This window comes from Providencia vermicola (genome assembly GCF_020381325.1).
Lineage (GTDB): Bacteria > Pseudomonadota > Gammaproteobacteria > Enterobacterales > Enterobacteriaceae > Providencia > Providencia vermicola.
The window spans coordinates 24,891-47,774 of sequence record NZ_JAGSPI010000012.1; the positions used below are offsets into that span (position 1 = coordinate 24,891).

The following is a 22,884-nucleotide window of genomic DNA, read 5'->3' on the forward strand; positions in this document are numbered from 1 at the left end:
TATGATGGAGAGAGAAAAGGAGCACGACAAAGTGGAGGGAAGTATGACGCTAAGTAAATGGCATGCATACAGCCGTTTAATGCGTATTGATAGACCCATCGGTTCACTGTTATTACTCTGGCCGACGTATTGGGCACTCTGGATAGCTGCTCAAAGCACGCCCAATTTGCACATTTTGATTGTGTTTACTGCGGGGGTGTTTTTCATGCGCGCCGCAGGTTGTGTGATTAATGATTTCGCAGACCGACATTTTGATGGTCATGTGGAACGCACCAAACATCGCCCATTACCCAGTGGGGATGTGACGGAAAAAGAAGCTAAAATTTTGTTTGCAAGTTTAGTGGGTGTGTCCTTCTTGCTGGTTTTAACTTTAAATTCAATGACAATTTGGTTGTCCATTGCGGGGCTTGCTTTGGCATGGATTTATCCTTTTGTTAAAAGAGTCAGTCATTTACCGCAGGTTGTACTGGGCGCAGCATTTGGCTGGTCGATTCCAATGGCTTTCTCTGCGGTGGGTGAAACACTTCCATTAGTATGCTGGGTATTGTTTTTCATAAATATTATTTGGTCAGTGATTTACGACACGCAATATGCCATGGTTGACCGTGACGATGATTTAAAAATCGGCGTGAAATCAACAGCCATTTTATTTGGTCAGTATGACAAATTAATTATTGGGTTACTGCAATTACTGATGGTTGGCTTGTTGGTGGCTGTGGGGTCATTGGCTGCTCTGGGGAGCATTTACTATTTTTCTCTGGCGCTAGTTGTGGGGTTATTTGTTTATCAACAACGATTGATGATGAACCGCGAACGAGCTCCCTGCTTTAAAGCCTTTATGAATAATAACTTCGTTGGCTTGATTTTGTTTATTGGCATCATGGTGAGCTATTTTTAGTAAGTGAATGATGTTCAATAGACCAACAAAAAAGGTAATGTTTTTCAACATTACCTTTTTGTTTTTTATCGGTTTACAAAACCAGATTAGTCTTTTTCTGGCTCTGTGATTTGAGCGGACTCGTCAGGCTTAGCCACTTTTTTCTCTTCTGAAAATTCATCGTCTTGGCTAACACTTTCAATGGTTAAACGAATTTCTGGGGACATTAACCGCGCAAGAACCGCATACAGTTTTTTAGCGTTAGTGGTGAAGATATCATTTTCATTGTTATCGATATAGCCTTCTTCTCTAAGTGTATCAACGAGCGTTGAGAATACTGCTTTATCAAAGAACTCAGGGGCATTAATACCGTGAAGTACAGAGAGACGTTGTGCAAGAATACGGCTTTCTTTTTCCAACGTATTACGGCTTATTTCAGGGCTGGCATTGAGTAATGACAGCGTGATTGCGTAGCGTTGTAATGTTTCACGGACACCAGCGGCTAAGAGTTGTAATGGACGAATACGGCGTGGGTTCAATACCACCATTTCGTCGTCTCTTAGACAGATAAGTTTTTGATTATTTAGCTCATCAATCAGAGTATCGACGGTTTCACGCAGCTGTTCGTCATTATAACGCATAAACAGTTCAGCTTTTAAGAACGGATAGATTTGGCTGACTTGATGGTGAATTTCTTGACGACTGATACGCTCATGGTGCAACACAATACTGGTGATCAGTGATGGTAACACCAGTAAGTGGTGGATATTATTACGGTAGTAGGTCATTAATACAGCATTTTCACGGGGAAGGATAATAATATCCCCCATGCTGTCTTTTTCTACCTCGAATTTATCCATTTGCAACGCGTGTTCGAGCAGTTGTTCAGCCGTTTTATTTGGCGTAGTTGCATCGGCGGTGTATGGCACATTGCGTAATAATTGTAGATAACATTCCACTTGCTCAATTAACTGCTCACGGGTTAATGAACGTTGACGTGAGGCCAGTAAAGCCGTTGCGCACAAGTTGATAGCGTTAGCTGCGGCAGCGTTATTGATATTCACCATGATGCTATCTGCTAATGAGCTAACCGTTGGGTTTAACCAAGTTGGGCGCTGTGGCTCAATAGGGTCAATCGAATCACGCCAATCTGGCACGCGTTGGTTAAGGTAATGAGAAAGGGAAATTGGCTGGCCAAAGTTCACATACCCTTGACCTAAGTTACGCAGCTTGCGCAAGCCGCGGATCATTGAAAATAAACCTTCTTTCTCTTTTTCTGCACCGCGCAGCTCTTTTGCGTAAGTGCCTACTTCCATCACATGTTCATAACCAATATAGATAGGTACGATAGTGATAGGGCGTGAATCACCACGTAGCATAGCTTGCAGTGTCATTGATAGCGTCCCCGTTTTTGGCTGTAATAAACGGCCAGTTCGGGAACGTCCACCTTCAACAAAATACTCAATAGAGTAACCGCGAGCAAATAACTCACTTAAATACTCACGGAAAACCGTGGAATAGAGCTTGTTTCCTTTAAAGGTGCGGCGGATAAAGAAGGCACCAAGGCGACGGAAAATTGGGCCAGCAGGCCAAAAGTTCAAGTTGATCCCTGCGGCGATATGCGGCGGGACTAAGCCTTGATGATAAAGAACATAAGACAGCAATAGGTAGTCCATGTGGCTTCGGTGGGAAGGCACATACACAATTTCATGGCCATCTTGCGCTAATTGGCGAACGCGCTCAGCATGCTGCACATTAATGCCTTGATAGAGGCGGTTCCATGTCCAGCTCAGTACACGGTCAGTTAAACGCACGGCTTCATAGGAGAAGTTCGCTGCAATTTCTTCCATCATGTTCACCGCATTTTGCTGTGCTTTTTTCAGTGGAATTTTTTTACTGCGTGCTTCATCCTCGACTGCTTTTTCAATCGCTTTTGAGGTCAAAAGCTTATTGAATAGTTCATAGCGTGCAGGCAATTTCGGGCCGACAGCCGCAAGGCGTTGGCGGGAATAGTGAATACGGGCGACACGGGCTAATTTATTCGCAATAATGGTATCTGTGCCGTGGTCTTGCGCCATTTTCCCGATAGAAACAGGGGGCGATAGGCGAACAAAGCTATCACGACCTAACCACAGGACAGCAAAGAATTTTTGCACCCCGTTTAATAGCTTCAGTGGTGGTGCAGGGGTATGTCCTTCACGACCTGGAGAGCGCCCAAACATAACCGATGCGGGGAGCATTTGAATATCCAGATTCGGATTATTTTTATGCAAATCTAAATACGCATGGAATGTTTTGACGGAATCTTTACGCGGATCTGGTGAGTAATAACGAAATACGCGTGGGCCATCATCGATAAATACATAAGCAGGAAGCTTTGTTCCATTGATGTCGTTATCAACCAAAGGGTCAGGCAGACCGATAGCCAAGCATTGATGCCGTAGCGTTAGGAGGTCGGACTTAGAGTGATAAGGCAATACATACAGCGTTGGCCTGTTGGTATCAAGCTGCAGCTCTGTAATTGGGTCCGATGGAATTAGTTTACTTTTTACCAATAATTTAAGTGGTAAATTCAACGTGTTGTAATATATTTTACGCCATAGTGACATAAATGATTATAGCCTCTTGTTAACAATGCTGCGCAATCATACCAGAAATCCACTGGTAGATCTGTTACTGACGATTCACTTTGACTGTAAAAATCGATTATTGTTTGAATTTTTTAAGGAATAAATATGGCAAGTCAAACTAAGGGTTTTACCCGCGTGATTAAAGCAGCAGGGTACTCCCTTAAGGGGTTAAAAGCGGCTTGGATAAATGAAGCAGCATTTAGGCAGGAGTCTGTTGCCGCAGTCATTGCGATTATTATCGCCTTTTGCTTAGATATCAGTTATGTGGATAGAATATTGCTGATCAGTTCCGTTGTGCTGGTGGCTATCGTCGAGTTACTAAATAGTGCAATAGAAGCTGTTGTTGACCGTATTGGTAGTGAATATCATGAACTTTCAGGGCGCGCTAAAGATATTGGGTCAGCGGCTGTATTTATCAGTATTGGTTTAGCATTATTTATATGGGCACTGATTTTATGGCAGCGTTATTTTTCTGCCTAGCTAATAAAAGTTGTTTAGAGTCGAGAAAAGAGTGCCAATCGATAACAAATGCCTAAATTCAGCAATTTAACTGTTTCAAATCTTCATTTACCTGTATATACTCACAGTCTGACTGTATAAACAAACAGGGGAACGGAATGAAAGCACTGACGGCTCGACAACAGCAGGTTTATGATCTGGTGCGTGACCACATTTCGCAAACAGGTATGCCTCCTACACGTGCTGAAATAGCAGCAAGTCTTGGTTTTCGTTCGCCTAATGCGGCAGAAGAACATTTAAAAGCCTTGGCTCGCAAGGGTGTAATTGAAATTGTTTCTGGGGCATCACGAGGCATCCGCCTACTTCTTGAAGAAGAGGCTGAAGATCAAGGGTTACCTTTGATTGGGCGCGTTGCCGCTGGCGAACCTTTATTGGCACAAGAACATATTGAAAGTCATTATCAGGTTGATCCTGAACTCTTCAAACCTCACGCAGATTTCCTATTACGCGTGAATGGTATGTCGATGAAAGACATCGGTATTATGGACGGTGACTTATTAGCCGTTCATAAAACACAAAATGCGCATAATGGCCAAGTGATTGTTGCGCGCATTGATGATGAAGTGACTGTTAAACGTTTTAAACAACAAGGTAACCGTGTTGAATTAATCGCTGAAAATCCTGAGTTTGCACCGATTGTTGTCGATTTACGCGAGCAAAGCTTCACTATTGAAGGTTTAGCAGTTGGAGTGATCCGTAATAGTGATTGGTATTAATTCTTAGATTATCAGGTATGTAGCGGCGTGCTGCTTGTTTGATTTTTCCATTATTGCTGGCAGATTTCACATTGATGTATAGAGATCTGCCTGCTTTACTTCCTTTCTTTTATATCCCTTCTTTATATTACTTCTCGTATTCTTTTCTTATATAAGTAGTGTCGTGAATTCTACAACGTTATTTGCTACTTTTCTTTGCAGTGATCGGTTGTTCATGGTCATGGCTACAGTGTGCGTGGTCTTGGCAGCTATCGATTTCATCACAGTTTTTACATAAACCATGGTTTTCAACCACAGTATGGCGTAAACGGAACTGATTAGTTTCCGCTAAGCTAATGATGGCGGCTTCTATTGTTGCGCAATCACTTTCAGTCACACTACCGCAATGATCACAAATGAGCATCACTGAGATATGACTTGGGTTATCAAAGTGATGGCAAACAACGTAGCTGTTGGTTGACTCTATTTTATGAATAAAGCCTTGCTCCATTAAAAACTCAAGCCCACGGTAAACAGTGGGGGGTTTTGCTTGTGGTTCAACTTCACGCAGTAAATCCAATAAATCGTAGGCACTGATAGCACCGTGTTGTTGTGCAATAAGACGTAACACGGTTTCTCGCTGTGGAGTCAATCTAACGCCTCTTGATTGGCAGATACGCTCTGCCATCACAAGTATCTTATCTTCACTCATTTTTTTCATTTTTGACTCCAACTTCGGAAACTAAGTATCGACTATAGGAACAAGTTTATCATAGTTTTCTGACTGAAATAGCTTGAAAAGAGAAAGTAGAAGGGCATGTACTCAACTGAGTTTTGTTAGATAAAAATGAAGAATAAAAGAAATAATAAATGGAGAAAACAATGAATATATTTTATTTATCTCTTGTTAATGAATGCGTAACAAAAATAAAACGTTAAGAGCTTGAAGATATAACTAAATTTGAACAATTGTAAGAAATAAACTGTTACTTTTTGATGTAATTTTTAATTGAGATTAATCTTATCTTAGATCCTTCTTTCCCTTTAAGTGAATAAGAAAAGTTGTTTTTTTAGTTTTAAATATAATTAAATTAAATTTTAAGAGTTAAAATATCAAATAAATCACTGCGTATAGATTTATATTTCAACGGGTGTGCGGTGTTTTTTTGAAATATATTGAAATTATTACCAATGAAAGATGAAAGGTTTATATAAGTTTTTCTAAATAGCATATTTGATTTATGTATTTTTTAACTTTTTTGGTTTTTTAGTTCTAATTTTCCAATTTAAATGAAATAAAAATCTATACAAACACATTGGGTGAGTATTTTTTGACAACAAATGTTGTGATTGTAGAATTGACATCAGAAAGTATCAAAGCGGTGCATAAAAAACTCATTTAGTCTTCTATATCAATTTTCAAAAAATTATGAGGGAAACTGAATAGTTAATTTGAAAGCAGGAAAGTTAGCTTAATGAGTTTTTGTTTTTAAAAAAATGATAAATGAGAAGGATCTTATTTATATATAACCCTCTAATCTGAACGAAGCTAATAAAGCTGGAGTGCTGAAAAACTTCACTGATAAATACCAAATAAAGTTGGCTAGTTATCAATAAAAATTAGAAAGAGGGACCCTTCCTACTCATTTAAGGAAATGTTTATGAAACTGAATAAATTAGCATTAACTCTAGCTCTTGGTTTAGGTGTTGGTTTTTCTGGTGTGGCATTAGCTGATGATCCAGTAAAAACAGTAGAAAGCTCACAAGGTGAAATTCGTTTTACTGGTTTCATTAATGATGTTCCATGTTCAATTGATGCTAATAACCTGAAACAACTGGTTGAGTTTGGTGAAATTGCATTACACGAACTGACATCTAACCAATATCGTTCAGACAGCAAAGATTTCGATATCGTATTGAAAAACTGTTCAACTGAAACTTACAAAAACGCAAAAATCACTTTTACTGGCCCAACAATTTCAGGATTCCAAGGTTTCACTGGTGAATTACTTGGTTTAGGTGGAAAAGTTAAAAATGCAGGTATCGTGATCACTAACGGTGCGGACAAAGTTGTTGAGTTTGGTAAAGCGTTCCCAGGTACTGGTGATGGCTATGCGTTAAATTCAGGTGATGGTAAAGAAACAACTCTGCACTTTGCTGCATATGTTAAAGGTAACGAAGATGCAACTGCTAAAGCAACAACCGGTAGCTTTAACACTGTTGCTAACTTCAAAATCATCTACCAATAAGACTTATTTGAGTTAGATAAGTAAAAACATGTGGCGTGTGAACGCCATATGTTTCTACACCTTTACCTTTTTACTTTGTTTGATAGGCGCATAATTAAATGAAAAGCATGAAACTAAATTTAATTACAAAATTAATGCTTTTAATATTAACGCCAATGCTTGCATTTTCTGAAGAAGCAATTGATTTTAATACTGAATTTCTTGAAGCAGATAGTACTGAAAATGTCGATTTCAGCAAGTTCTCTCATGCAAACTATATTCCTCCTGGAAATTACTTATTAACGGTATCAGTTAATAGAGTTAAAATTTCTATGGAACAACCCATTGTTTTTTTCACACCTGACTACGACGATAAATCCTCCCTAGCATGTATTACACCTGAGCTTTATGAGCAACTTGGATTGCAAAGGGATTGGAGTAAAAAAGTAACGTGGTTATTAAATGATCAATGTTTAGATATCCGTTCTATTCCCGATATGAGTATTCAAGGGGATTTAGCAAAAAACAACGTTGAAATAAATATTCCACAAGCATTTATGGAGTACCAAGATCCTAACTGGGATCCACCTTCTCGCTGGGATGATGGTATTTTAGGTGCTTTCATCGATTACAATGCAACAGGGCGTATTGTTAACAAACGCACAGGTGATAAAGGTACAGAGTCTGGCATTACTGCGACTGGAACCATGGGAACAAATATCGGTGCCTGGCGTATGAGAGCAGACTGGCAAACCCAAAAAGGTGAGCTAAATAAAGGTGGGCAATCATGGTCTTGGAATCAACTGTATCTGTATCGAGCAATTCGTGCGTTAAATTCACGTTTAACCTTTGGTGAGCAATATTTATCTTCTGAATTATTCGACAGTATACGTTATATAGGGACGAGCTTAGAAACTAATGAATCGATGCTCCCACCTCGTTTACAAGGGTATGCACCTGAAATTGCAGGGGTCGCAAAATCGAATGCAACGGTGATTGTTAAACAAGATGGACGAATTATTTACCAAACGGAAGTGAGTCCAGGTCCATTTAGAATTCAAGATGTTAACTCTTTTGGCGGAGGGACGTTAGATGTTTCTGTCCAAGAGCAAGATGGTAGTGTAACAAATTATAAAGTTGAAACTTCCAGACTCGGTACATTGACGCGCCCAGGTCAGCTTGTTTATAAATTTGTTTTGGGTAAACCAAGTAAAAATGAGCATAGTACTCAGGGCCCTGTGTTTAGTTTAGGCTCTTTATCATGGGGAGCAACAAATAACACAACTATTTATGGTGGCGTTTTAGGTTCTTCCGAATATCAAAATATCGCGCTGGGTTTAGGGCGTGACTTCGCTCCATTTGGGGTACTGTCAGGTAATATTAGTATATCAAGAGCGGAAATGGGAAGAGCGGATAATAATCAAACTCTGACAGGGAATTCCTATAATCTAACGTATTCAAAGCAGTTTGATGATATCAACAGCCAAATTACTTTTGCGGGCTATCGATTCTCAGAAAGAAACTATATGAATATGAGTCAATTTATTGACCGACGTTACAATGACAGTACGATGGATAGCGGTAAAGAATTATATACCATTATATTTGGTACGGCATTCCCTGAATATAATACAAATATGTATTTAAATTACTCGCATCAAACTTATTGGAATCGTTCTTCAACTGACCAATATAATTTGACGGTTTCTAATTATTTTGATTTAGGTAAAATAAAAAATTTAAGTCTTAGCTTAACAGCATATAAAACTAAGTCGCACCAAAGTGATGATAATGGTGTATATTTAAATCTAAATGTGCCTTTAAATGATAATCAGGCAAGCGTCAGTTATTCAGGCTCATTTTCCCGTCATAATAATAGCCATAGTGCGAATTATTATGACCGTATTGATGAGCGAAGTACCTATTCCGTTTCTGCGGGAACGTGGGATAAAGATAAAGTAACAACATCAGGTATGTATAATTATGATGGGGATGCTGCACAACTTAATATTAATGGAACGTATATTCAAGACAATCAAACTGCATTATCTATGCAATTAAAGGGTGGGGTAACACTCACCCAAGAAGGTGGCGCACTGCATCGTAATACCTCAATCAATGGAGGCTCAAGAGTCTTAATCGATACGAATGGTATTGAAGGTATTCCAGTTCGTACTGGGATAACGCCAATTAAAACAAATCGTTATGGTAAGGCTGTTATTACGAGTGTTATGGATTTTAACCGTAATAATCTGCGAATTGATATAAATAGTATACCAGATAATGTCGAGGCGTTGGATTCAAACCAATTTGCAACACTCACGGAAGGTGCAATTGGTTATCGTAAGTTCAATGTGATTAAAGGTGAAAAAATTCTGGGAACTATTAGCTTAGAAAATAATAGCTATCCTCCATTTGGGGCATCCGTTATCAATGCTAAACATATTGAAGTTGGTATTGTATCAGATAATGGGTTTATTTATTTAGCGGGTATTAATCCATCAGATATTCTTGAAGTGAAGTGGGGAGATAAATCTTCATGCCATATTCAAATACCTGAAAAAATAGAAGGTGGCATGGAAAAAACAATATTACTTCCATGCAAATAATTATAAATATGCATTAACGTCAACGGTGAAAGTATGAATATTAGTATAAATGCTAAAATAGCGACAGCGATGAGTCTATTTTTATTAATGCAATCAGCTTATGCAGCTATTGCACTCGATAGAACTCGTGTTATTTATAATGAAAATGATAAATCAGTGAGTATGGGACTTACAAATGAGCACTTAACAAGTCCATATTTGGCTCAGGCTTGGATAGAAAATGATAGAGATGAGAAAGTTACATCACCTTTTATTGTGACTCCGCCTGTCCATCGAATAGAGGCAAACTCTAAAAGTCAGATTAAAATTCAATCAGTGCCTGCAATTGCTCAATTGCCAAAGGACAGAGAAAGTATCTATTATTTGAATGTAAGAGAAATTCCACCACGTAGTGACAAAGCGAATGTTTTACAGATAGCATTACAAACAAAAATTAAGCTTTTTTATCGCCCAGCGGCGATTATGATCAAAGAGCGTATGGAATTTATTCCACAAGAAAATAATATAAAAATAGTTAAGCGTGGTACTGATTATTTAGTAAAAAATCCATCTCCTTATTTTTTGTCTATTACTAAAACAAAAAAAGGAAATACAGAAGTTTCGAACTTTGAACCTGTCATGATCGCTCCTTTTAGTGAGTCCAGTTTAGGAAAAATTTCTGGGAGTTTAGGGGCTATGCCAACCTTAGTTTATCTGAATGATTTTGGGGGTACGGTTGATTTGAAATTTAGCTGCCAAACAACTGAATGCTCTGTAGTACCAAGAAAATAAGGCTGATGATTATGTCCATTAATTCTATGATATCTCCCAAAAAAGTAATGAGGATATTTGCTTTTTTAATTGCCTTTAATATACCAAGTATGTATGGGTTCTCGGGATTTTTATATATTGATATTAAAGGGGAGGTGTTATCCAAGCCTTGTACAATTAATAATGGACAAACCATCGAAATAGATTTTGGCGATGTCATGACGACGCGTGTTCAAGACGAAGTTTATAAAGAGCCAATCGAGTATACGGTAAGTTGTAAGGATGGAGTTAAGCCTAAATTAAATATATTCATTGATGGGATCTCATCTTCATTTGATCAGCGATTATTAAAAACAAGTATCGATAATTTAGCAGTGCTTTTTAAGGCTGATTCAACTGAATTTCCACTCAGAAGTAAACGTTCTTTTAATTTTGCCAATCCTGCAAAGCTCGATGCAGTATTAGTTAAAAAAAGCGGCTCAGATCTCCCCGCAAAGAGTTTTACAGCGACAGCAACATTGAAAGTTGAATATCAATAAGGGTTGAAACATGTTGAATGTAAAAACAATTACGAGTGTAGTCTTATTGATGCTTATGTTGCCCTTTACTTCAAGTGCGAAAGACTATGAGACTGAAATTAGTATTAAAGGCAATTTAATTACACCACCACCATGCCACATTGATGATGGTAAAGAGATAGAGGTAGATTTCGAGAATGTATCGGTTAAATCGATACAAGGTAATGACCAGAAAAAGCAGGTTAATTACCAAATTCAATGTGGAGAAAATAAAAACAACTGGGCGATGTATTTAAAGTTAAACGGCCCCAAAAGCGCTTTTGATCTTAATGGATTAAGTACTGGAGTAGATAACCTAGCGGTTAAATTTCAACTTGCAGAGCAAGATTTAGAACTTGGGAAAAAATATTTAATTGACCCGAATAACCCTGGAATTTTATGGGCAGTCTTAGTGCGTAATGGAAGTAATGAAATAAATACAGGTGATTTTGTTGCCAACGCAACGATGGTTGTGGAGTACGAATGATGAAAAAAATCAACCAGATATTATTAATCGGTTTTTTGAGTCTTATGGGAAGTTATACTACTGAAGCCGCAACAAACAATGTCAAAATAAAGGGAACATTGGTCAACTCACCTTGTGTTGTTTTGCCTGAAAATAAGAATGTTGAAGTCGATTTTGGTGATATTCGTTTGTTGGATATTTATGATCCAACATATCAGTTACCACGGCGAGAAATGACACTAGCTTTGTCTAATTGCGATCTCAGTATTGCAAAAAGAATGAAAGTCAAAATTTCTGGCGCTGAACATGGGCAAATGCCAGGCTTTTTAGCCTTGAGTGGAGCAGAATCTAACCCTGGTTTAGGTATCGGCTTTGAGCTTTCCAGTGGCGAGGAAATTAAAATAAATCAGGTTTCATCTTTAATGCCTATTACTCAAGCAGGAACCAATGAGCTGAAGTTTGAGACTTTTCTAAAAGTGACCCCAGATTCTATTGCAGATCAGCAAATTAAAACTGGGCATATTTCAGCAATCGCGACGTTTTTATTCGAGTATGAGTAACTTTATTTTCAGGTATCTACTTTGATATAGGTAAAGTCTAAATTAAATATAAAGAGAATTAAAATGGGAAAACGAATACAACAGTTATTAATGATACCACTCTTTTTTATTGCATCTGTATGCTATAGCTCAACCTACTTTTCATATGTAGAAGATATTGTTAAAGGAAGCGGGTATACCTATTACTATCAAATGGATTATTGGAAAGCTAGCTCGCCGATGGAGCCAAATCCTTGTGTTGCTGTATTAGGGAGTAAAGGGGCAAAAAACTGTTATTTCAGCATAAACCATTTACATTCAGGAAAATCTACGGGGGGAATTGCTTCTCGTGCGGATTGGTCATGTGGGATTAATTTTGCTAATTATCCTACGATGGCTTCGATTATTGAAGCTTCACAATCGCAATGTGGATTAACATTCCCTCGTAAGGGAGAAAGTCGACATAGTGGTGGGATCACAACAGACGAGTGTGTTGGGATTTTTGTGGGGGAAACTGCGAAAAAAAGCTATGCAACAATTTTACCTGGGGGGATCTGTGGTATTGCTCCGCCACCAGCAGGAAAATGCTACTTTACCTCTCCTGACGGCAATGGAAGTACACTTGAACTTAATCATGGTGCATTAAATGCCAATGAATTAAATGGCGATATGCAAACAAGTTTGTTTTATATAATTTGTAACCAAGATATGAGTGTCAAAGTTTCATCAAACTTGCAAAATGATGATGTAAATTTAAGGCCAGATGGCTCATTAAAATCACACGTTACATTAAATAACCATTCTGCCGCGGTCGGCATTGTACAATCAGTGAGAGAAAATCAAGTATGGCCAGTACGCGTTGAATCAACTTTAAAAACAAATGGTACTGTTGAGCCAGGTAAGTTTAGTGGTCGTATTACTTTAGTTTTGACTATTCCATGAATTAAACTATGTTTTGTATTCGTCATTTTCCCATGTTGACGGTTTTGCCTACTATTTAGTAGGCTTTTTTTTTATTTAACGTTACAGGTAAAGGAAGAATAGCTTTCATCTTTTAATAGATAAATATTGTCATCTATTTTAATAATGTTGACATAGTATTTAATTTTATCTTGCTCTAATTGAATAAAGTTAGAAAAAATTTCTTCGGGGATATTATCGGATGATGTAATAGAAAATGATGTGAAATTAATAACATAATTGCCTTTGTAGTCAATGGATTGGTAATCAAAATAGATGGCTCTATCTAATCGGTAAGTTAATTCATTGCTCTTGATATAGCCAAACATATTCATTCTACCATGGTTATCGTCAGCAAGCTGAATAGTCACTTTAGATCTTAAATTCAATCCATCTTGTGTTCCATTGTCTTTAATCCAGATATTCTCTGAATAGCAAACCTTCATATCGTTATTTTCTTTTTTAACAGCATAAGATGTAATGGTAACTAATGTCACTAAAACTAATGAGGTGATAATATACTTTTTCATTTAAATTCTCTGATCGTTAATTGAAACACAATCATATTTTTTATTTCTTTCTTTGCAGATACTAATAGCCACATTTTTATCAAGTGAATAGGTTTTGTTTAAATCAGATAAGACAAAAACTCTCTTTGGTGTATCACAAGAGATATTATATCTATCTAACTTAGTGTTTATAAAGGTAATATTATCATTTGAGATTTTACCTACCATCTCAATAGGGGTCTGTATAACGCAACTATCTCGTGTACTAATGGTAAGGTAATTACTCGTATCATTTTTACTTGGTGAGAAGTTGTACACCAATAAATAAATTAAATAACAAACAGCTAGTGTTGAAATTGCTAATAATATTAGCTTTGTTTTTTTTCTCGCAATGGTTTTTGCTTTTTCATTTTTGCTTTCTATTGCTATTAAGTTGTTTTTTAAGGTATTATTTTTGTTGTTTTCAATGATAATGTTTGAAGGTGGCTCTGTGATTAATATTATAGCGTTATTATCTGGATTTGGATTTTCTGGTATTTTCAAATTTTGTTTAATATTTTCAACATCATCATGCTTTTTATGATGATAATAAATATTTTCGTCATATTGATTTTTTTGCGTTAAATCTTCAAGTTTATGAATGGATGTTGGGGTCTCAAGGCGAAAGCCCTTTTTGGGTATGGTAACAATAGATTGCGGGTCAATTCCGATTAACTCAAGCTTTTTTCTTATTTCACTAATATAGGTGTTTAAATTATTATTTGAGCCCACAAGACCATACTCCTCCCAAACGTTAGTAAGAAGTTCATCTCGTGTAGCGATACCTTTTTTTAGATTCAATGATATGATTTCATTAAATAATCTAGTAGCAGGTTTGGATAACTCAATATTTTGACTGTGATCAAGTTTTAAGTAAATTAAACTTGTTTTTTGCTCGAAAATATATCTTTCATCAATGATATAGTCATGTAATTCATTCATAGAATGCTGTTTGCTCTCTCTAAATTAAATGAAAATAGCAAAGCCGCAAAAGAATGCAGCTAAATAAAATTAATTTTAGATAAACTTTATTTTTATTATTGTTATAGTCTAATTAGTGAATCAATTAACTGCAAGTATTGTGGGGTGAGCAATTTTGTTATTAATTAGCAAAATTATTGATTTGATAGCCTTGGTGTTATTTAAAACTGCATTATTAATAATTTTAGATTTTTATATTATCTGGTAATCTTATTCATTGTTAAAAAAATATAAAAAACTATGAACTTGTCATTCATAGGAGTAATCCTATTCTATAGGATAATTCCTAGGTGCACTTACGTACAATTGTTTTTTTATTTATTAATAATAAATACTGGCATTTTATGGATGCAATAGTAAATATTAGGCAAAGAATTAAATCTCTGCCTAATATATTATGGGTTAGTATTTATATTCGATACCTAACCAATAGTTACGACCTTCTTCAATATAGCCATTAGTGTATTCATAAGACTTATCAAATAAGTTATTCACTGAGGTATTGGCGGAAATGCCTTGGCCTAAGTCATAATCTAAACGTAGGTCAGTTTTAGCAAATCCGCGCACTTTACTTTCATCATCCACATAGTTAAATGCCCAGCTTCTGGCTTCCTCTGTCACTGTAATGCTAAACGGCTCATAAGGGGTAAATTTCACCCAAGCAAAGGCTTTATGGGTTGGCAATTCAGCCACGTGTTTGACGCTGTAGTGTTTTGGATCGGCATGAATATATCCGTAGCTTAAACCTGCTTCCATCCAATCGGTAATTTGGCCAGTCGTGCCTAAATCAATACCAAAGTAGTCGACTTTTCCACTATTGCGGTTTTCTAATAAAGGATTTCCATTTTTATCAGTGCCGACATGATGTGCCATAATAGCATCCGAGACATGGTTGTAATAAATACTGGAGGTATATGACCAAAGAGGTGAAACATGGCCTTTGTAAGTTAAATCGTAAGTTAGCGCACGTTCTGCATCTAGATGTGGGTTAATAACAAAAGTGACAGGTGTTTTCATTTTTTCTTTGGTATAACGCTCTTTTTGCGTTGGGAAACGGCTTCTTTCAGAAATAGAGAATTGTACTGTATCTTCATTTGCTAAGTGGTAACGCGCCATGGCTTCCCAATTGAAGGCATGCTGACTATTACCATCGTATTTTTCGAAGTTTGCTGTATCGTAATTATAACGTTTACCATCGGCACTTTTGCGCCAGTCATAACCAATACCACCGATAATATCTAAGTTATCAGAGGCAACCCATTGATATTCTGTGGCAATAGAATAGGTATTGTCTTTATAGCGGTCGAAGGGCACATCTTTTCTTGCACGGGCACGGTGTACGTCTTCTTTCCAGTGTGCAGCGAATGACAACATATCGAGTTCACGCACAGTGAAATCAACACGCATATCGGCACCATTGCTGTAGTCATCGTAACGGCTGTAGTTATAAATCCCTTTTTCGTAATCTTTGACAGATTTGTATTGGTGTAGGGTATTTTTAAAGGTGTCGTGGTAGAAACGACTCTGTAGGGCTATGCCATCAGTGACTTGGGTTGTTCCATTAAAATAGATGCTTTCTTTATCGTAAGCGGGCCATTGCCAGTATTGTTGTTTCTTATTCGTGACACTCGGTGCGCTGTTTTTGTCACCATCTTGTTTAAGATAGGTCACAACATATTCATCGGCTTCGCGCGGTGTCCAACCCACCTTGACCATCATCCGTTTGTCATCTGTCGCAGAGTTAGGGCGGCGTCCATTGCTTCCCGCTAATGGGTTGTCGTTCTCGGAATTAGGGATCCCCATAAAACGCTGTTTATACTGGCTACCACTGACTTGAATAAACCCTAAGTCATTGCGGCCACCTAATCGTGCGCTAATATTGTGGGCATTATCTGCGCCACGGGCAAAACCTTGGTTTAAGCTGATATTAGCTTCAAACGGCTTTTTTGGGGTTGCGGTAGTTAAGTTAATCGCACCGCCCATTAAGTTTGGCCCTTGCAGTAACGAGGTATAGCCAGTAGACAGCTCAACACTTGCCAATTCGCTGGTCATAAAGCGGCCTAAGTCTAACGTACCATCATAGGGCACGTAGGTTGGGATACCGTCAAAGAAGATAGGTACTTGGCGGCTATCAAAACCACGCACATTCACCTGTGTTTCATTACGGTTACCTGATTTTTGAATAGAAACCCCCGGTAGGGTGCTCAATGCTTGCGCTACGTTGGTTTTATTCAATTGCTTCATTTGTTCTTCAGTGATGACATTGGCATCCGCTGCGAGTGGTGTACTCCAAACAGACATCACGTCAGCATTGTTCTCTGCTTTAGGGGCAGATGCGGCGTGCCCTTGTGCTGCGAATAAAGCCATCCCAACTAAATAGGTTATTTGTTTTATTTTCATTATGTCTTTCCAGTTTCATTAATTACGATATATTTTTTTTTATATAACGATGTGCGTCATTAACCATAAGTCAGTACAGCCTACGGGAGTAGGCTGTTTTAGCGAATGGCTTTTTAACGCAGACTTCTTAGGTTACTGCTTAAAAATCTTCACTTTTATATCTCGAGGAGCCGCATAATATGGTGCGGAAGTCACTAACAATGGCACGCCTGTTTGGGCGAATTCTTCAATGGTTTTTAAATTGATTCCACCTGCCAACGATAACTGGCAAGGTCGCTTTTGTACGCTAGCCAGCTGCTGTAATTGCTGAATTTGGTTCGTTGGTAATTTATCGAGTTGCACAATATCTGCTTGGGCTTTGATGGCAAGTTCAGCTTGTTGATAATCGTCGGCTTCTACAATGATTAGCTTTTCGGGTGCATTTTGGCGTAAAGCTTGCACATGCGCATTCCAATCATCTGGATTTTCAAGGCACTGGCGATGGTTAGTAAACAGCAAAATACTTTCTGCGCTGCCTGTTCGGTGAATAATGGCGCCCCCTGCCAAAATCGCAGTTAAGGCAAGAGGCTTAGTGTTTGGGATGGTTTTTCGCGTACAAGCGAGTTGCCCATTAGGCTGATACTGGCGCAAAATAGAGACCATTTGCTGGGTGTAGTGGCTAACTCCCCCGCACCATTCAAGGACGTTTTGCACCGCTTTCCAGCCTTGATGTAACGCTTCAATCGGCCCTGTGGCACGAATTAAAATGCTTTGAGGTTCGACAATCTGCCCATCATGAAAATGGCATTCACAGGTAACCCCGAGCTTCTCTAGCATGCGTTTTGCAATGTGAATACCACTGACGCAGCCCCCTTGCTTGGAGGCAAATGTGATTACGCCAAGTTGTGAGTGCAGCCCCAAGGCGCGGGTGGTTAAGTCGCCATATTGAATGTCGTCTAACAGCAGCTGGTCAATGAATGCATCAGGTAGATAAATCATAATGTCAGTTCCGATTCATCCACGACATCCCACGAGACCATTGCCCAGTCCCTTGATGGATAAGATATTTTCTTTCCTGATGCCGTTTGAACATCGTAATAGCGGCGAAGAATATCCGTTTCTTCTGGTGTGATATTTTTGAGTGACCAATTGACGCTATCCACAAAGGCTTCAAAGCTATCAAAGCCACCTTTATTTGGGCTTTTAATGAAATCGACACGGGCATTGATACCCATTTGATGCAGGATGTTCACCGCATAAATATAGGTTGGTAACCGAATGACTTCACGGCCAATCTCTCGAATAATATTTTCATCAATAAAGGCTGGGTTGATGGTATGCGTGGTGTAAACGCGCAGTTTTGTTTGGCGATTGAGCTTAAGTAGCGCCGTTTTTAAATCATCGACTAACGTTGAGCGGGAAGCGACGGATATATCCACTTTAGGCAGAGTTGCCCAACTGTCTTCCCATGCGAGTTGCTCAAAGTGGGCATTGGGAATACCCAGTTCTTTAGCGCGAAGCCGTGCCATTTCTAGCATGCCACCGCTGTAATCAATACCAATAACCTCTTTAAATTCATTGGCCAGACACAGGCTAATCGAACCTGGGCCACAGCCCACATCCAGTAAAGTATGTGCGCCTGTAAAATCCATCAGTTCACGAAAGCGCACTAAATAGGGGTCATTAGGATTGGCACAATTTTGTGCCATTTGCTGGGCTTTTTTATCCCAATGTTCGGGTTCTTTGCGGGTTCTATGCGCTTGCTGCATATGTTCTTGGTACATTTTAGAAAAATCAATTTGGTTGATTAACATGATCCCTGACCTTAATAAGAAAACGTTGATGGAAGCTGGAAGTGGGCTTGAATACTGCGCTCATCCACATTATAAAGTGCTGCCAAGTTAGTAAGTGTTAACATACTTTTTGATAAACCTTGTCGCGCTTTTTGGTGTTTGTCTAGCAAAATGACGTTGTCAGCGATGGCGGCAGCGTGTTGTGGGTGGTGGGTCGACATCAACACGGTCATGCCATGAGCTTTCAATTTCTCAATTTGCTCAAGTAGGCGAATTTGGTTACCAAAATCGAGGCTAGCGGCAGGTTCATCCATAATCAGTAGCAAGGGTTTTTGTATTAACGCGCGGGCGATTAGGACTAATTGTTTTTCGCCGCCACTGAGTGTGCTGTAAAGGCGAGTCGCAAGGTGAGGGATGTTCAGCCGTTCGAGTTGTTGAAGTGCTTGGTTTTTTTCGCTATCACCAGGGACAGAAAATAAAGAAATATGAGGGGTTAAGCCCATCATTACCATATCTAACACAGTAAAGGTAAAAGGCGTATCGTGGGCTTGTGGTACGTAAGCAATCACTCTTGCGATATCCCGCTGTTTTAGCGTTTTTATGGACTGATTGTTGAGCGAAATTTCGCCATGGATTGCGGGTAACAAACCTAATAACGTTTTCATTAAGGTGGTTTTTCCGCAACCATTTGCACCTAGCAGGCAAGTAATTTCCTTTTCAGGTAAGGAAAGATTGATGCCATCAATGATTGCGGTGTTGTGGTAGCCAATAGCAACGTTATTAAGGGTCATTATCGTCATTTGGCTCGCCTTGTTTGCAATAAAATAGCCAAAAAGAACGGTGCACCCACCGCAGAAGTGAGGATCCCTAACGGGAGTTCAATGGCGGCAATTGTACGAGCGAGGGTATCCGTGATCAGCAGCATAATTGCCCCAATCGCCAGTGATGCAGGGAGCTGGTAACGAAAGTTAGCACCCACTATCATCCGAGTGATATGGGGTATAATCAACCCTACCCAACCAATAATCCCCGCAATGGATACGGCACTCGCCGTGAGTAACGTGGCGCAGACGATAAAGATAGCACGCATTAAACTCACATTAATACCAAGGCTTTTGGCTTCTTCATCGGATAAGCTCAGTAAATTCATTCGCCATCGTAATAATAGCAGGGGAATGGTGCCGATTATCATTAATGGCAAGACGGACAAAAGGTCTTCTTGCGTAATGGATGATAACCCGCCGAGTAACCAAAATGTAATCGACGGTAATTGGGTGTAAGGGTCTGCCAAAATTTTCATCAAAGAAATGGCAGAGCCACAAATGGCGCTGATGGCGACACCGACAAGGACTAGCGATAAAATTGGGTCATGTTGGCGTGCAAGGCGTGCAATAAAACACACGACGGCCACGGTGATTAAGCCCCCAATAAAGGCGGCTAACTGAATATAAATCAATGATTGCCCAAAGAAAATGCCAACAACAGCGCCAACGCCAGCACCTGCTGAGACCCCTAAAATATCGGGGGAAACCAGTGGATTGCGAAACATACCTTGGTAAGCCGCACCTGCAATGGATAGTGCTCCGCCAATAATAATTGCAGCTAATGTGCGAGGGAAACGTATTTGCCAAAAGACGGTTTCATTACGTGGGTCACTAACATCAACTTGAGAAGAAAATAAACTGGCAAATAGCCGATACAGTTCATCGAGGGTAAGTGAATACTTACCACTCGTTAAAGCAATCACTAAGCTAGCGAATAAAATAAGAATTAATAATAAGGGTTTAACCCCTTTGTTCGTCATTCCACTCATGATTTTTCCATCAGTAGATCAACCTGCTCAGAGGTTAATGGTGAATGATAGAAAAGATCAAAGAATTCAGCGATATCTTGCTTTATCGTCGCGGCAACATGGCCATCAAAGTGGCTTTGTAAACGGCGCATGCCAAGAAGGCGGTTAACGCCAGGAGGGCCATCTAACCAGCCAAATGGCATGCCCGTAAAGACAAGCAACTGCTGATTGGCGATAGCACCTAGCCCTTTCCACAGTGGTGAGGACGTCATAAATTCAATGGCTTCATCATATTGCGTTATAATAATATCAGGGTTCCATTGATAAAGTTGCTCCATGGAAATGGTGGTGAGCCCGCGAAAATTAGGAATATCCACAACGTTACGTAAACCGAGCATTTCTATGGCTTCGGTATGAATCGAGCCTTTAGCGCCTGTTTCTAGCCCTTTTGCCCCACGAGCCAGGTAAAAACTTAATGGTTTTTGTTGGGGGTTATTGGCAAAGGCAACCGCATCATTCAGATAACGCAGGGCGAGTTGGCTGAGTTTTTGTGCTTGGGGTTCAACACCGAGAGTTTCACCAAGCTGAGTGAGTTGTTGGGGGGAGTCTTTTAATCCACCTGCAATCAATAAATAGGGAATATTGGTCTGTTTCGCCACTTTCTCTGCTTGTGAGCGATAAGTATCATCAATATTGCCAGTGTCTATAATTAAGTCAGGGTTATAGGACAAAAGTTGTTCTAATGATAGCGTACTGCCTCGACCCGCTAAGCGGCCGTAAACGGGCAAATTGCGCCATTGTTGTGCGAAAAGCCCACTATGGCCTTTGTTTAATGAAATCGAAGAAAACCCCACCATTTTTTCTGGGGCAAGAGCAAACATCAGTAAGTCAGAGGGTGGCCCCGAGCTGATAACGCGCTGAATATGGCTTGCAAGAGGAAGTTCGCCAAAGAGTGCTTCTTCGACAAAGCGCTGGCCTTTAGCGAAACTAGGCAAACTGTAGAAAGCCGCAAGTAAGGCACTGGATTGAAGAAATTGTCTACGATTGATTGCCATAATAAATATGAATACGCTCGTTATGATAATAGTTATATAGCGCGAAAATTAGCGGAGTCATAGTAGAGAGTCAACCTGAAAAGTCGAGTTGTTAGAAAAACTCGACATTTGTGTGATGTAAATCAGTAACAAACATTGCTATCAATAAAAAGATAGCTGAACATAGAGAACGTTAATTTAATGAATATCACTTTGGACTTATGAAGAAGAAAAGACCCTCACTGCAGGATGTAGCAGATCAAGTCGGCATCACGAAAATGACGGTGAGCCGTTTTTTACGTAATCCAGAGCAAGTTTCAGAGCCTTTGCGCGAGAAAATTGCCGAAGCGCTCGAAAGTTTGGGCTATATTCCCAATAAAGCCCCTGATATTTTGTCAAATTCGACTAGCCACGCGATTGGTGTTTTGCTTCCTTCATTAACTAACCAAGTCTTTGCGGAAGTGATCCGAGGGATAGAAGCGGTCACTGATTGTCATGGCTATCAAACCATGTTAGCTCACTACGGTTATTTACCTGAAAAAGAAGAAGAAAGGCTAACCTCATTGCTCTCTTATAACATTGATGGCGTGATTTTGGCAGAAAGGACGCATACTGAGCGTACTTTACGCATGCTAAAAACCGCAGGCATCCCTGTTGTTGAGATTATGGACAGTGTTTCACCTTGCTTAGATGTTGCCGTGGGGATTGATAACTTTGAAGCTTCTCGCCAAATGACACATGCGATGATAGAACGAGGCTGTCACAAAGTGGTGTATATCGGGGCGAGGCATGATGAGCGAACGTTTATCCGCTTAAAAGGCTACGAGCAAGCGATGTTAGATGCTAACCTTGAACCGCGTAATGTGATGACACAAGAGAGCTCATCTTATTCGCTAGGGGCGAAGTTATTGCATGATTGTTTAGAGAAGTACCCCGAGACAGATGGGTTGTTTTGTACCAATGATGACTTGGCGATTGGTGCCATTTTTGAATGTCAGCGTTTAGGTATTCAAATTCCAACTGAGCTAGCTATTTCAGGTTTCCATGGGCATGACGTGGGGCAAGTTATGACACCGAAATTGGCCAGTATTCTTACGCCAAGAGACCAAATGGGGCGCAAAGCGGCAGAGGTTCTCTTGGCGCGGATGACGGGGAAGAAGCTCGCGGGAACGCATTTTGACGTGGGGTTTTCTTTACTCATAGGCGAGAGTATCTAATTGTTCCTCGATTCCCCGTCATACTTCGAACTATAGGGGTGTTAGCTGCTTTCGGCTACTTGGGTCACATACTTGTGTATGCTCCCCAAGATATCCTCACTTGCCGCCTACCTATAGTCCGAATTATTTAGGGGAATTTCCCCGTTATACTTCGCGCTGTCGCGTTGTTGGCTGCACTCACCAACCCTAGTCACATACTGATGTATGCTCCCCAAGATATCCTCACTTGCCGCCTACCTATAGTCCGAATTATTTAGGGGAATTTCCCCGTTATACTTCGCGCTGTCGCGTTGTTGGCTGCACTCACCCA

The 22,884-nt window shown here is 39.6% G+C and carries 21 protein-coding genes; 11 read left to right on the forward strand and 10 right to left on the reverse strand.

Going from position 1 to position 22,884, the window contains the following annotated elements; genetic code table 11:
- The first annotated feature begins 43 nt into the window (after positions 1-43).
- Entirely contained in the window at positions 44-898 is an 855-nt protein-coding gene (gene ubiA, locus KDJ85_RS16910) for a 4-hydroxybenzoate octaprenyltransferase (protein WP_225820641.1), read from the forward strand.
- Between the two features lie 86 nt (positions 899-984).
- On the opposite strand, the gene plsB is transcribed toward ubiA, so the two are convergent.
- Positions 985-3,486 carry a glycerol-3-phosphate 1-O-acyltransferase PlsB gene (gene plsB, locus KDJ85_RS16915; RefSeq protein WP_225820642.1) on the reverse strand — a complete coding sequence of 834 codons (2,502 nt, stop codon included), beginning with the start codon at positions 3,484-3,486 and terminating at the stop codon, positions 985-987.
- Positions 3,487-3,612: 126 nt separating this feature from the next.
- Here plsB and KDJ85_RS16920 point away from each other — a divergent pair, with 126 nt between their 5' ends.
- On the forward strand, positions 3,613-3,987 hold the full coding sequence (locus KDJ85_RS16920; protein WP_206086228.1) for a diacylglycerol kinase: 375 nt from the start codon (positions 3,613-3,615) through the stop codon (positions 3,985-3,987).
- Between the two features lie 137 nt (positions 3,988-4,124).
- Positions 4,125-4,742 (forward strand): transcriptional repressor LexA, encoded by a 618-nt coding sequence (gene lexA / locus KDJ85_RS16925; protein WP_206086229.1) that lies wholly within the window; start codon positions 4,125-4,127, stop codon positions 4,740-4,742.
- A gap of 178 nt (positions 4,743-4,920) precedes the next feature.
- On the opposite strand, the gene zur is transcribed toward lexA, so the two are convergent.
- Positions 4,921-5,442 (reverse strand): zinc uptake transcriptional repressor Zur, encoded by a 522-nt coding sequence (zur, locus tag KDJ85_RS16930; RefSeq protein ID WP_225820643.1) that lies wholly within the window; start codon positions 5,440-5,442, stop codon positions 4,921-4,923.
- Positions 5,443-6,382: 940 nt separating this feature from the next.
- On the opposite strand from zur, the gene KDJ85_RS16935 reads away from it, so the two are divergent.
- The 7 genes from KDJ85_RS16935 (at position 6,383) to KDJ85_RS16965 (ending at position 12,812) form a co-directional block, all read left to right on the forward strand.
- Positions 6,383-6,970, forward strand: a complete 588-nt coding sequence (locus KDJ85_RS16935; protein WP_225820644.1) for a fimbrial protein — start codon at positions 6,383-6,385, stop codon at positions 6,968-6,970.
- A 98-nt stretch (positions 6,971-7,068) separates the two neighbouring features.
- The gene (locus KDJ85_RS16940; RefSeq protein ID WP_225820645.1) at positions 7,069-9,558 is read left to right on the forward strand and encodes a fimbria/pilus outer membrane usher protein; all 2,490 of its coding nucleotides are present in this window, start codon (positions 7,069-7,071) and stop codon (positions 9,556-9,558) included.
- Positions 9,559-9,591: 33 nt separating this feature from the next.
- Complete coding sequence (locus tag KDJ85_RS16945; RefSeq protein ID WP_225820646.1) at positions 9,592-10,329, forward strand: fimbria/pilus periplasmic chaperone; 738 nt, start codon at positions 9,592-9,594, stop codon at positions 10,327-10,329.
- Positions 10,330-10,340: 11 nt separating this feature from the next.
- Complete coding sequence (locus KDJ85_RS16950) at positions 10,341-10,847, forward strand: fimbrial protein (protein WP_225820647.1); 507 nt, start codon at positions 10,341-10,343, stop codon at positions 10,845-10,847.
- A gap of 10 nt (positions 10,848-10,857) precedes the next feature.
- Positions 10,858-11,352: a fimbrial protein gene (locus KDJ85_RS16955; protein ID WP_225820648.1), complete on the forward strand. Its 495-nt coding sequence runs from the start codon at positions 10,858-10,860 to the stop codon at positions 11,350-11,352.
- Entirely contained in the window at positions 11,349-11,891 is a 543-nt protein-coding gene (locus KDJ85_RS16960; protein ID WP_225820649.1) for a fimbrial protein, read from the forward strand. The genes KDJ85_RS16955 and KDJ85_RS16960 overlap by 4 nt, the downstream gene beginning before the upstream one ends.
- 63 nt (positions 11,892-11,954) lie before the next feature.
- On the forward strand, positions 11,955-12,812 hold the full coding sequence (locus tag KDJ85_RS16965) for an MrpH family fimbial adhesin (RefSeq protein ID WP_225820650.1): 858 nt from the start codon (positions 11,955-11,957) through the stop codon (positions 12,810-12,812).
- A gap of 71 nt (positions 12,813-12,883) precedes the next feature.
- On the opposite strand, the gene KDJ85_RS16970 is transcribed toward KDJ85_RS16965, so the two are convergent.
- The 8 genes from KDJ85_RS16970 to KDJ85_RS17005 form a co-directional block, all read right to left on the reverse strand.
- Complete coding sequence (locus KDJ85_RS16970) at positions 12,884-13,360, reverse strand: FidL-like protein (protein WP_225820651.1); 477 nt, start codon at positions 13,358-13,360, stop codon at positions 12,884-12,886.
- A complete protein-coding gene (locus KDJ85_RS16975; protein WP_225820652.1) occupies positions 13,361-14,320 on the reverse strand; it encodes a transcriptional regulator in 960 nt (319 codons plus the stop codon).
- A 441-nt stretch (positions 14,321-14,761) separates the two neighbouring features.
- Positions 14,762-16,759: a TonB-dependent receptor plug domain-containing protein gene (locus KDJ85_RS16980; RefSeq protein ID WP_225820653.1), complete on the reverse strand. Its 1,998-nt coding sequence runs from the start codon at positions 16,757-16,759 to the stop codon at positions 14,762-14,764.
- Between the two features lie 132 nt (positions 16,760-16,891).
- A complete protein-coding gene (modD, locus tag KDJ85_RS16985) occupies positions 16,892-17,737 on the reverse strand; it encodes a ModD protein (RefSeq protein WP_225820654.1) in 846 nt (281 codons plus the stop codon).
- Positions 17,734-18,552 carry a class I SAM-dependent methyltransferase gene (locus KDJ85_RS16990; RefSeq protein ID WP_225820655.1) on the reverse strand — a complete coding sequence of 273 codons (819 nt, stop codon included), beginning with the start codon at positions 18,550-18,552 and terminating at the stop codon, positions 17,734-17,736. Before KDJ85_RS16990 ends, modD begins: the two co-directional genes overlap by 4 nt.
- 11 nt (positions 18,553-18,563) lie before the next feature.
- On the reverse strand, positions 18,564-19,331 hold the full coding sequence (locus tag KDJ85_RS16995; RefSeq protein WP_225820656.1) for an ABC transporter ATP-binding protein: 768 nt from the start codon (positions 19,329-19,331) through the stop codon (positions 18,564-18,566).
- Positions 19,328-20,335: a FecCD family ABC transporter permease gene (locus KDJ85_RS17000; protein ID WP_225820762.1), complete on the reverse strand. Its 1,008-nt coding sequence runs from the start codon at positions 20,333-20,335 to the stop codon at positions 19,328-19,330. Before KDJ85_RS17000 ends, KDJ85_RS16995 begins: the two co-directional genes overlap by 4 nt.
- A gap of 5 nt (positions 20,336-20,340) precedes the next feature.
- Positions 20,341-21,378: an ABC transporter substrate-binding protein gene (locus tag KDJ85_RS17005; protein WP_225820657.1), complete on the reverse strand. Its 1,038-nt coding sequence runs from the start codon at positions 21,376-21,378 to the stop codon at positions 20,341-20,343.
- Positions 21,379-21,578: 200 nt separating this feature from the next.
- Here KDJ85_RS17005 and gntR point away from each other — a divergent pair, with 200 nt between their 5' ends.
- The gene (gene gntR / locus KDJ85_RS17010; protein WP_225820658.1) at positions 21,579-22,574 is read left to right on the forward strand and encodes a gluconate operon transcriptional repressor GntR; all 996 of its coding nucleotides are present in this window, start codon (positions 21,579-21,581) and stop codon (positions 22,572-22,574) included.
- Positions 22,575-22,884: the final 310 nt, after the last annotated feature.